Below are 10977 nucleotides of genomic sequence, written 5' to 3' on the forward strand. Positions count from 1 at the left end.
ATTGCACTACTGGGCTGGGTACCACTTAATGCCATATTACTATAGTTACTTCTGCTAAGTCAGATTAATGAATCATTCTTCCTGCTCTCATTACTAAGTCAGAGATAGCCCGATGCATACGTAAGAACACCATGCGCATAAATGAGACCGTGATATCAACTCCTTCCACAATAGTCATACCGATTAACTGAGCAAATCTACGTATTAGCCGCATTACCCAGAAGGAAATATCTTTACTTACTTGGTAGGCGTTATGTAGGAATATTGCCAACCTGTCTAAGATGGTAAATGTTGTACTTCCTGCGACAACCAAAGAGATTCCAGCTAAATGACCGATCTTCTTTAAGACCCAGAGTAACGCCTCTCCTGCAATCCAAGCGGTATTCATGGATAATGAGAGAATACCATCTGATTTTAGCCAGGCTTCGATACTTTTATCCAAATTACCTTTAGGCTTTCTTTGTCTAACAGTATCCCAATCTAGACTCGTTTCATTTGGTGCGACAGAGTCAATATAGGTTTCGCTGCTATGATTAGTAAGAGGACTATAGCTTGGGCTTGGTAGTTCAAAATCTCCTATTCCACCGCTCGGTACATGAACAAATGGCCAAGTAGGCACCATAGGAACAGCATCGGCTCGATGATAAACTCGGTAGATATTGTGAGGAGTTAATCGGCGTTTACAATTATTGGAGAATTGATCAAGTCCAACCCTGGGGCTCCCATAGGTGTAGAGTTTTACAGTTTTTCCTGTGTTAGAGGAGAGCCAATCTGCAGCTAGAGTCGCTAGAGCCCCACCCAGGCTATGTCCAACGCAGTGTATTGTATGTATGTTAGATGGAAGATTTTGAGAAAAATTTTCTAGCTGGGGAAAGAAACTTTCAAAAGTATAGTAGAAGCCCTGATGTACTGACCCGCCAGTATGGAATCGTTTAATACCTGCATTTAGATCTGTTAATAGGTCGTAACCGCTGGCAGTTCCTTTCAGAGCTACAAAAGCCTGCCCTTTAAAGTTATCTTTACCACATGTCGCGATGCCCATTGCGTGAGTACTTTTTATTAGAGTAAAAGCACCTGTTTTCCCTTGTATTTTATTGGGGAGGTTTTCTTTTATGTCAAAGTCATCCTTGTATAGATCAAAGAAAATCTCTTGGTCATTAGGTTTCTTGATTAAGTAAATATCCGCAGCAAGCTGAGCACTATATTGTGGTGTGAGCATTATTTTGAATCCTTTTTATGGTTAAATAAATTTGCAAGAAGTCTTTACCGCTGACTTGAACTTTCTTTCTGTTTTTGGCTCGTCAGAGAGTTCACACGATAGATTAATTGGAGCACCGTTCATTTCTGAGTTTTCACCAGGATTTCTTTTTGCATAAATCCAAATTAAATAGTTATTATTTTCATATTCCACGTTTATGCTTTGTGAGGAAATAAACTCTACAGGTAGCACCTGAGTAAATGAATTTTCAAATTTTGCAGGAAGATCAACATTTCCGTCTTCATCTGAAGTAAAGAAGTCAATTTGCTCATCTTTCCAGTCAATCGTGCGAATAATTTTTGCGCCTACGGCAGGTTCACCATTTAAGGTGAGTCGGATTTTCATTTCTGAAAATGTGCATGCTTTTAGCGGGTTTAAAAATGCCATTCCGTAAGTTCCTCCTGAAATAGATAGAAGAAGTAAAATTATTAATGTGATTTTGAGGGGCAATATTTTATTGTGCATAAGCGTAAGTTTTTCATGTTAAGATTTATGGGCTGAATTTTTAGATTTATAATTTTAAAGCTGACAAGGTTTTTTCATCTTGCCTGATTCTATTTGACGCTACCTGTGGATGAATGCCATGGGTGTATGCGCTAACTGAAGAGTAATTTTTAATATTATCTATGACAAGTTAGCCTTTGTTTCCTAAGAACTATTTATCCAGTTGTAGCTGCAGGGCTGTATTCTATGAAGTGCAAGAAAAGACCTGAAGCTAATATTTGCACTTCATCCTGAGTGGATAAGAATATATAAATTTATATGCAGCTAATTAGCTTTGAAGCTAATGGATATCAGGCTAAAAAAATAAAGAGGCTACTTGTTTTTTGTACGTAGCCCAGTTTTTCGTTACTGTCACCAGATTATTTTAAGATAAATAATCGCTTGTTTGTCTAAACAACGGTAGGTTCTTTATTATTTGCTCAGACAATCTATTGTTTATATACAAGGCGCCATAGGTGGAATATTATTTAGCCACCGATCAGTACTGTGGGGCATCCGATTACAATCTTGCCGCCATGGCCAGTTGTATCTCCCATGCGGGCAGCAGGCTTCTTTTGCAGCAGTACGGTAGTGCTGCCCATAGCCACAGTATCTGGTGGTCCTACACAGGTACAGGCACTGCCAACCGTAGCTGAGGGCATTCCGCCGATAATGACCGTTGGAGCACCTGGGCTGAGGATCGGCCCGCCGACGTGAGGTACAGTACCTGTCACCATCGGACAGACATGCATATCAGTAATTCGTGAAGCAGGCTTGCCCATATTTAGTCCTCTATCCTGCCATTACCGCCACGAGCCAGATCCAACCCTTGATTCATGTATCTTGCGAATCTTTTGCCGGGATCCACTGGATCAGATAAAACTGCAGCGAGAGTGACACTACCAGCGACGGCGTGTGCATAAAGATGTTCTGGCGGCTCAACCACAGGCTCACCTTCCGCCGCCAGACTTCCATGGCACCAACTCGCTGCTGTAGCAGCCCAGCTTGCTGGGGTTTTGTGCTTGGTTTTATCGCCCAGGGTTTTGCACTTTAACCGAGTCTCTTCGCTGGGCTTTTTGGCCCAGCTTTCCGCAGCGACTAATGCATTTACATTGTCTTCATCAGTTTCTGGGCTTTGAATATCCCGAGCTGCGAGACAGGCCCACCAAACAGCTTCCCGTTTGGGGAGCCCATGTGCCAATAGTTTGATCGCATCGGGATAAAGACCCGCGTCAACCAGTTGGTTAATGCTGACCTCGGGTGCAGTATCGGGCACCAGGTGCTCTTCCGCTTCTTCACTCACCTCAAAATTTTTTAGCAGCTCCGCCGCGGTAAGTGCTTGTACTTTGATCAGGTCAGTCATTCTTAGTTAATCCCCATCAGTTGATCATAGTCACGCCGCCTTTCAGGGTGAGCATGCCGCCGCCTTTAACTTCAGCTGTAGCATCTCCCTTGCAGGAAAGCATTGTACCTTTGATGGTGATTCCCGCTGGGGTTAGCTTAATACTACTGCCCCCAACCTTTAATTCAATTGAAGCTTTTGAGGATATTTTGATAGCCCCCATAGCATCTGTGGTTTGCGATCCTTTGCTAATCTTGAGTGTGTGATTGCCTGAACCAATCGTGACAGTCTGGTTTCCTTTATCCACATTCAATTTTTGGTCACCTTTGGCAATGGTGACTACTTCGCTACCATCAGTTACGGTAATGCTACGATCCTGTTTAACTTCCAGAGTTTGCTTGTTTTCTATTTTGCCAGTTTGGTCATTATGGATAACAAAGTTGTGATCCTTACCGGCTTCCATATAGATTTCTTCGTTGCCGCCTTTGTCATCAAAGCGCAACTCGTTAAAGGTGCTGCCCTCATACTCGGTTTTCCAGCCACTTTGGGTGGCGGTGTAATTGGGGCCTGGATTATCGCCGTTATATACTGCACCGGTAATTAATGGTCTATCCGGGTCGCCATTAATGTAGGTAACAACCACTTCCTGGTTTACCCTGGGTACAAAGTTTGCCCCCCAATTTTTTCCGGCAAAAGACTGCATCACTCTGACCCAGCAACTATTTTGTTGTGAGTTCCAGGGGAACTTCACTTTCAGTTGGGTGTAGGGGTCCTGAGAGCTGTCGGATGCGGTTGCTTTTACTTCCAAGACACGTGCCACTTGTGGTGAGTGTATTTTCTTTGCAGAAACATTCGGCTGTGGGCGTGGCATTACCGCAGATGGAATACAGCTGAAGGTATTGTGGAAGTGGGTTTCGTTACTGTTACCGTCTGCAGCTGAAACATGCACAGACGTAATAAGATACTTCCCCTTTTCTGACGACAACGTGTGATCAAAATTAAAACGTCCGCCGGCAGTAAAGGAGGGGCAGTCACTACGTCCATGGCTGACATCAAATAGCGCTTCCTGTGCTTCCATAGCACGTTCTGCCAGTGCTTTATGGTAGCTATCAGTAAATTTGTGTTTGTGTTCACCATCAGCCTGGAAGTGGTTCAGGCCATATAAGCCGCGCATGTAGTTAGAAACATCATTCAGCTTACTGGTGGTTTTAACTTGCTGCTTATTGTCTTTGGTAGCAGTAAATTCACTGTAATCTTTGAGCTCAAAACCGCCGCCATGGTAGTTGAAGTTTCTTCTCCAGCTACTCACTGTGTTTTTTGTGGGATGGCTACCGCCTCCGTCATACTCAATTTTTTCACTTTCACAGTCGTAAAAATCTTGAGGATCATCGCAGAGTACAAGCTCATGCTGCCCTTCAGAGTGCTTGAAGTAGTAGGAAATACCCTCTTCAGCCATTAAGCGATTGATAAATTCAAAGTCGCTTTCATCAAACTGTACACAGTATTCACGGGTGATGTATTCGGCATTTAGCTTTAAGGTCAGTTTGATAACCTTGCTGTATTCACCGAGCACTTCTTCAAGAATTTGCTTGGCGGACTTCTTTTCGAAAACTCTGTTGGAGCCTCCGAGGCTCGTGAACCACAGGCCAGGTTGAAGAATTGCGCTATAACTACGCACGCCTTCGGCGTTTACATCGTGAAGGGAGAACTGGGTAACATAGCCGTTAATATGGCGTGGTGTCTCAGAGTGGTGAATCGAAACAGTTACTGGTTTGCCGACAAGATCTTTTTGCTCAATAGCGTGATCATCAGAAAGAAGCTGTACTTCATAGCGGAATAGCTTGGAGACATGCTCCTCGCCTTGTAAGGTCGTTGCGATCAAAGCATCCGAGCCGACTGGGCTGTCGACCGTAATCATTCTTTTATCTTGATTGAGTGTAGCCATGGGCAGCCCCAACTATCCCTACGGTGCCAAATAAGAAATGAGATTTTAGAAATCTGCAGTTCTTTAGGTCAGTGCTCGTATAAGCACTCAGCTAAAGAACTGGAGGGCGGTAGCCCGCAGGTACTCTGCAGGCCACCGTTCAACCCGAAAAGAGTCGAACCAATTACAGCGGAGTCGCTGTGGTGAGGTCGTATCCAACCTTCATGTTCTTCGGGTTCTTGTTAGTCTTATCAGCGTGGTCGAGTTCGGCTTCGATTTTGGCAAAGCTCAGAGATACGGACTCCTGAGGAGCACCGCCGGCAGAAGCACCAATGCTGTAAGAGGAGATGATTACGTCAGTCAGCTTGTAAACAGCGTACTTTTCTACAGAGTTGGCGCCGGTCTGTACAACATGAATCTCTACGGGCACACCTTCGTCGCCAGTGACAGAAGACTTGAACAAACCACCGGAAGAAGCGTCAATACGCTTGGTGAAAGTGACTTCGCTCAGGCTGGGGCGAGAGGCTTCACGGTTGGAGGTAGCACCGGCTTCCATGGTGATACCGCGGCCAACACCAAAGTTGAAGCTGTCAACTTCGATCCAGTCTTCGTAACCTTTGGCGGTGACGTTGCCTTTGGTGGCTTTGTTATTGAAGTTCATGTAGATAGCCATGGGGATTCCCTCTTGGTTGGCTTTTGATGTTGGTGGTTAATCCTTTACCACGGCGATGAGTCAGTAGCTCAGGTAACGTCGCAGTGGCAACTGGGGTGATTTAAACAGAGAGAAAAGCAAAAAAAAACCATAATTTTTCGTTATTTAATCGACTCTGGCACCAATTATCCGAAGCCCTTTTACTGTTGTTGGGTATATGCCCGCTGAGCGTATTCGACTCTGACACCAATTAAATATACAGAGAATTACGGTTTAATTTTCCGTCCCGCCAAAATTTGGAAGAAATATGAAAATATTAAGAATTGTTAGCTTCCTTACACCAATTAAAATTATTTCAATTATCGGGGTTGTTTAAAAAACATGCATGTAAGCCTATGTAATTGGTTGTATTCATTGGCAAGCATTCCGGTTAGCTGCACCACTACTGGGATAGTGTACTTATGACGCCTGTAGGCAAATTATTTTGAATATACCTTGATTGTTGCTCCTTAACCTGTTCGATATACTTTGCCACTTTAAATTACCTTAATTGATAAGCCCGTAACATTTTTGTTATGCATTTGGATATTTGGTAATACTTTCCCAAGGAGGCGGAATTGAACGATAAGACACGTATTGTTCGGCCGAGTGGCTCTCCGCCCGGCCCGGAGCAAGCTGCAGGTGGGTTAACGGAAGATGGTGATGTCACTGTCGTTGTGCGCCAGGATGCTACCGGTTCAAATGACCATCCGCCAGTTCGTGGAGCCCAAGCGATAATTCCCAATGCTGCTGCAGATTTTGGGACTGATGCTACCGTCTTTAGTCCGGCCCCGCACAAAGCTTCTGTTCAGCAAGAAGTCGGCACTAAGTTAGAAGGTGGAATACCGGCTAATCCCATCGATACTCCTGACTCTTTCGAACCCTTACCCTCAGGTGCTGTTACAAAGACCGTGATTAAAGGGCGTTTTGAGCTTGACAAACTCTTGGGTGTTGGCGGTATGGGGGCAGTTTATAAAGCTCTCGACCGCCGAAAATTAGAAGCTAACGACAGCGAACCCTATGTCGCTATTAAGCTGTTAAACGATGATTTTCAGAAGCACCCTGATGCCTTTATTTCCCTGCAACGTGAGGCGCGTAAGTCTCAAACTCTAGCCCATCCTAACATCGTAACGGTTTATGATTTTGACCGTGATGGTGACCGCGTCTTTATGACGATGGAATTCCTGGAAGGGGCACCCTTGGATAAGCTTCTGCGAGATCATGCAGATGTGGGGCTTGAACCAGAAAAAGCGCGATCCGTATTTACGGATATTTGTCAGGCACTGATCTATGCGCATTCACATAAAATCGTCCACTCCGACTTTAAACCGGGCAATATTTTCGTCACCAGTAAGAAAGGCGCAAAGGTTTTTGACTTTGGTATTGCGCGAGCAGTATCGGAAGGAGGAATTGCGAATAAAACTGGTGAGACCACTGTATTTGATGCTGGCAGTCTTGGGGCACTGACGCCCGCTTATGCGAGCTATGAGATGTTGAAAGGGGGAGAGCCAGCCCCCTCTGATGATGTTTATGCACTGGGCTGTGTGGCCTATGAATTGTTTTGTGGTCGCCATCCCTATGACAAAACTCCTGCGGATAAGGCTTTTGAGCAGAAGTTACGTCCAAAGCGCATCAAGGGGCTGAACCGCAGAGAATGGCGTGCCCTTGAGTCTGCCTTGGAGCTGAAGCGGGAAAATCGTACCGATACCGTCGAAAAGTTTGTGCAGGCATTCTTTATTAGTAATACCTGGAAATGGGTTCTGGGTAGTGCCTTTGCCATGATGCTTATTGGCGCTGGATTTGGTTATAACCACTTGGAGCAGCAGAATACCGCCGAACAAGAGAGGGTAAAAATAGAGCTTGAACGAAAATTGCAGCAGGAGCTGTTAGAGCGCCGAATCAGTGATAAGAAAGAAGCGATTAGCCGGCTGATTAACTTGAGTATCTTAACTCCCGCCTGGGAGAACGACCTCCGTCTGGAGCTGAAGGAATACTCAGAGCTGAACCCTGGTGATGATGACTTTCTGGATGCCTCACGGCGTGAGATATCTGAGCTGTTCTTAGCTGCCGCAACTGGTCAGCTTAACTTGGGTAACCTGGACCAAGCCGACCTAATGCTTCGAAGTGCTGCTAACTGGTATGGGGTATCCAGCCGGGCAGTGGCGATTAAATCCCAGTTGGCGACTGATAGGGAGAATTTACAGGCACGTCTTGAAGCTGAGCGTTTGGAGGCTGAGCGAGAAGCGGAGCGCCTGCGCTTACAAGAAGAGCGGGCCGAGCGTCGTCGTCTGGCTACAATCAAGCAGAAACAGGTAGATGCGATTCTCAATGAGATGGAAGCGGTTCTGACTTGCAGCTTTGATATGAATGTGGGGGCTATTGGGGCGCAACTTTCCCAGCTCGCGAAAGTGGACAATATCAAGGCCCAGCAGATTCGTCCGGTTATCGGTGAAGAACTCAGTACCTGTGCTTCCAATCTGGGTGCAAAAGACCCGACCCAAACAGAGGCTCTGGTGGATGAGTTTAGGGCGCTTCTCCCCAGCTATCAGCCTCTGAAAGAGCTCAAGCTGGACTTCTGTGGGCACCTGGTACCAGGAAGTGGCGGTAGAGGAGATCGCTACAGTTGTCGTGATCGTCTTGCAGATGGTAGCAAAGGCCCGGCGATGGTCGTTATCAAAGGTGTAAGTGGCAGGCCTCTTGCTGTTGGTAAATATGAAATAAGTAATCTTGATTTGAAGCAATTCTGCAGTATCACTAAGCAGTGTAATTCGCTGGAATTCGGTGCCGACAATATGCCAGCTAATAACGTGTTATTAACTAGTGCAGAGGCATACCTAAGTTGGTTAAGCGACGAAACTGGTTACAGTTACCGTCTACCCACCGAGCAGGAATGGTTTGCCGCAGCCAGTGCGAATGGTCAGGAAGAGCTGGCTGATCGAAATTGCCACCTTAAATATGGTGGTATCGAGAAGGGAGCTGAATTTGTCCCAGCGCAATCCGGCTCTTCTAATAGGTTTGGCTTGGTGAATTCAGTCGGCAATGTGCAGGAGTGGGCACGTGGCACCGATGGTGAGTTGCTGGCCTTAGGGGGTAATCGCTTGGACCCCATGAGTCGCTGCCTGGCTACAACAAAGCGGCTCCATAATGGTCAGGCAGATGAATTTACAGGGTTTCGCATCGTTAGGGATGTTAACTAAATAATTGTAATTCGGCCTTTCCCAATTAGAAGTTCAGGGGGGCAAATAAATAAGAATTTTATTTGGGGGAGTTATGTTCTGGCTCAAACAAAGCAAACTGGCACTCTTTATTAGTGCCGGTTTTATGCTACTGCAAATGCCTGCTAAAGCTCAGGAGGAGGACTCCAGCTTTCGAAGTCGTGTAAGGCAGGCATTCGATCAAAATACACCAACTGTTAGCGAAGTAGATGTAACAAAAGACTATCTCCAGCGGACTTTTGAGGCGGAGGACCCAAACCTTAATACTGAAATCCCCGAAATTTCCCAGCGTAATCAAGGGCCACGTATTACTGTCAAAGAGTTTCGGTTTCACAGGTTAGAAGAGTATCCAGAATTTGGTATTGAGCGCACCACCATCGAGAAGATGGCTGAGGATTTGCGCATTAAATATATGAAGGAAGATAAGATTCTTGCCAGTGGATATACCGTAGAAAATTTGGAAGAGCTGGCTATCTTACTGGGAAACATGAATGCCCAATTTAATCCGGGAGGCCTTGGCCCTGCAGAATTAAAAAAGCTGGTCAGTGTTATAGAGAAGCAAAATAAGGAACGTGGACTAAGTTATGGGGACCTGGAAGATATAGCTGCAGAACTTACTAACTTTTATCGCCGTCAAGGTTTGTTCCTTGCTCAAGTACAAATACCTGCGCAAGACGTTGAAAATGGTGTAGTTACTCTCACTGTTCAGGAGGGGCTGCTGGGACAGGTTGTTGCTGAAGATAATGAGCGTTACGCCCTGGATCAACTTGCAGAGCCTTTCGAAGGCCAAAGAGGGGAATTGGTGAACCATGAAAGTATTGAGGAGGGGTTATACCTTCTCAATGATCTACCGGGCTTAAATGTTACTGGGTATTTTAGCGCTGGTGATAATCCTGGAGAAACCAAACTTAATTTGAAAGCGCGTGAAACAAGCTCTTATAAGGCTTCTTTAAGGTTGGATAATCATGGTTCTCTTTATACAGGTAATGAAAGAGCCTATGCCACGGTTGATTGGCTGAATCCACTGGGTATAGGAGATGCGTTAACGGTAAGCTATTTAAAATCTGCTCTTGAAACGGATGAAAAGCTTGGTTCTGATTTGGGTCAAATTAGATATAGTTTCCCTGTATTTTCTCCTCGTACCAGACTAGAGATTTCGGCAGATCATAATGAGTTTAATCTCTACGATGAAGAAAATAAGGAAAATGTCATCAATGCACTCAATATATCCGGTGTCAATAAAAGTTATGCCGTTTCTCTAGATCATAAATTCCGTCGCTCTCGGGATTTCAATTTGACAGGCTCTTTCGGAATAACAGAGAAGGAATCTGAGCTTGAGGGGGCGATTGCTTTTACAAACGATCATGTTTATGGCGGTGAGGTTGGTGTTTATTTGGATAGTCTCTCTAATGGCCTTTTTTCCATGTTGAATATAATGAATGTGAATCTTCAATATGGTGAGCATCAGAATGATGTTGAAGCTGGCAGAGGGGATGATTTTAATAAAGTGGCGATCAATACCAGCTCTTTGCTTTTTCTTCCTATGCCTTTTATAGATGAGCAATCAAGACTTATCCTGAAAGGACGAGCACAATATAGCGAAAGCAACTTACCCGGGTTTGAACAGATGTCGTTGGGTGGGGCTAATGGTGTACGAGCATTTGCAGTGAGGGATTTTTCCGCTGATAAAGGAGCGGTCTTATCTGCAGAGTGGTACGTGAATTTTCCTGAAGCGATCAATCCGGTTCTTTTCGGACAGCGCTTAAACGACATTGTACAGGTTGCCCTTATAGCAGATGTTGGTTATGGCTTTGTTAATAACTACGAAGAAACACTTGATGATGATTGGGCCAGGTTCTCTGGGGCGGGTGTACTCTTCAAGTTCAGTTGGGATGATCGGTTCTCAAGCAAAGTTTCTATGGCTTGGCCAATTATGTCGAGTACCTCGATAACAAATATTGCTGTTGGTGAAGATGAGCCAACGGTTTATGCTGATTTTTCAATTTTTTATAACTAATTATTAAATTTCTGAATTACTAACGAAAACAAAGTTCCTCTTCGCAG

Annotated in this window: 8 protein-coding genes; 2 read left to right on the forward strand and 6 right to left on the reverse strand. The window is 45.0% G+C overall.

What is annotated here, in order from left to right:
• Positions 1-64 precede the first annotated feature (64 nt).
• The 6 genes from ACJJI7_RS08190 to ACJJI7_RS08215 form a co-directional block, all read right to left on the reverse strand.
• Entirely contained in the window at positions 65-1219 is a 1155-nt protein-coding gene (locus ACJJI7_RS08190) for a lipase family protein (protein ID WP_282951859.1), read from the reverse strand.
• Between the two features lie 21 nt (positions 1220-1240).
• On the reverse strand, positions 1241-1645 hold the full coding sequence (locus tag ACJJI7_RS08195) for a DUF6795 domain-containing protein (protein ID WP_444902338.1): 405 nt from the start codon (positions 1643-1645) through the stop codon (positions 1241-1243).
• A gap of 584 nt (positions 1646-2229) precedes the next feature.
• Positions 2230-2523, reverse strand: coding sequence for a PAAR domain-containing contractile injection system baseplate protein (locus ACJJI7_RS08200; RefSeq protein WP_020413592.1), 294 nt, complete (start codon positions 2521-2523; stop codon positions 2230-2232).
• Between the two features lie 2 nt (positions 2524-2525).
• A complete protein-coding gene (locus ACJJI7_RS08205) occupies positions 2526-3104 on the reverse strand; it encodes a DUF6931 family protein (protein WP_020413591.1) in 579 nt (192 codons plus the stop codon).
• 16 nt (positions 3105-3120) lie between these two features.
• Positions 3121-5028, reverse strand: coding sequence for a type VI secretion system Vgr family protein (locus ACJJI7_RS08210; RefSeq protein ID WP_282951857.1), 1908 nt, complete (start codon positions 5026-5028; stop codon positions 3121-3123).
• Between the two features lie 163 nt (positions 5029-5191).
• Entirely contained in the window at positions 5192-5680 is a 489-nt protein-coding gene (locus ACJJI7_RS08215) for an Hcp family type VI secretion system effector (protein ID WP_020413589.1), read from the reverse strand.
• 596 nt (positions 5681-6276) lie between these two features.
• Here ACJJI7_RS08215 and ACJJI7_RS08220 point away from each other — a divergent pair.
• The gene (locus tag ACJJI7_RS08220) at positions 6277-8895 is read left to right on the forward strand and encodes a bifunctional serine/threonine-protein kinase/formylglycine-generating enzyme family protein (RefSeq protein WP_282951856.1); all 2619 of its coding nucleotides are present in this window, start codon (positions 6277-6279) and stop codon (positions 8893-8895) included.
• Positions 8896-8968: 73 nt separating this feature from the next.
• The gene (locus ACJJI7_RS08225) at positions 8969-10930 is read left to right on the forward strand and encodes a ShlB/FhaC/HecB family hemolysin secretion/activation protein (protein ID WP_282951855.1); all 1962 of its coding nucleotides are present in this window, start codon (positions 8969-8971) and stop codon (positions 10928-10930) included.
• Positions 10931-10977 lie beyond the last annotated feature (47 nt).

It is taken from the genome of Microbulbifer variabilis, assembly GCF_056232115.1.

What these genes read in the sequence shown, in the direction of transcription:
- ACJJI7_RS08190 (WP_282951859.1), bottom strand. Translation starts at nt 1,219, where the DNA reads ATGCTCACACCACAATATAGTGCTCAGCTTGCTGCGGATATTTACTTA.
- ACJJI7_RS08195 (WP_444902338.1), bottom strand. Translation starts at nt 1,645, where the DNA reads ATGGCATTTTTAAACCCGCTAAAAGCATGCACATTTTCAGAAATGAAA.
- ACJJI7_RS08200 (WP_020413592.1), bottom strand. Translation starts at nt 2,523, where the DNA reads ATGGGCAAGCCTGCTTCACGAATTACTGATATGCATGTCTGTCCGATG.
- ACJJI7_RS08205 (WP_020413591.1), bottom strand. Translation starts at nt 3,104, where the DNA reads ATGACTGACCTGATCAAAGTACAAGCACTTACCGCGGCGGAGCTGCTA.
- ACJJI7_RS08210 (WP_282951857.1), bottom strand. Translation starts at nt 5,028, where the DNA reads ATGGCTACACTCAATCAAGATAAAAGAATGATTACGGTCGACAGCCCA.
- ACJJI7_RS08215 (WP_020413589.1), bottom strand. Translation starts at nt 5,680, where the DNA reads ATGGCTATCTACATGAACTTCAATAACAAAGCCACCAAAGGCAACGTC.
- ACJJI7_RS08225 (WP_282951855.1), top strand. Translation starts at nt 8,969, where the DNA reads ATGTTCTGGCTCAAACAAAGCAAACTGGCACTCTTTATTAGTGCCGGT.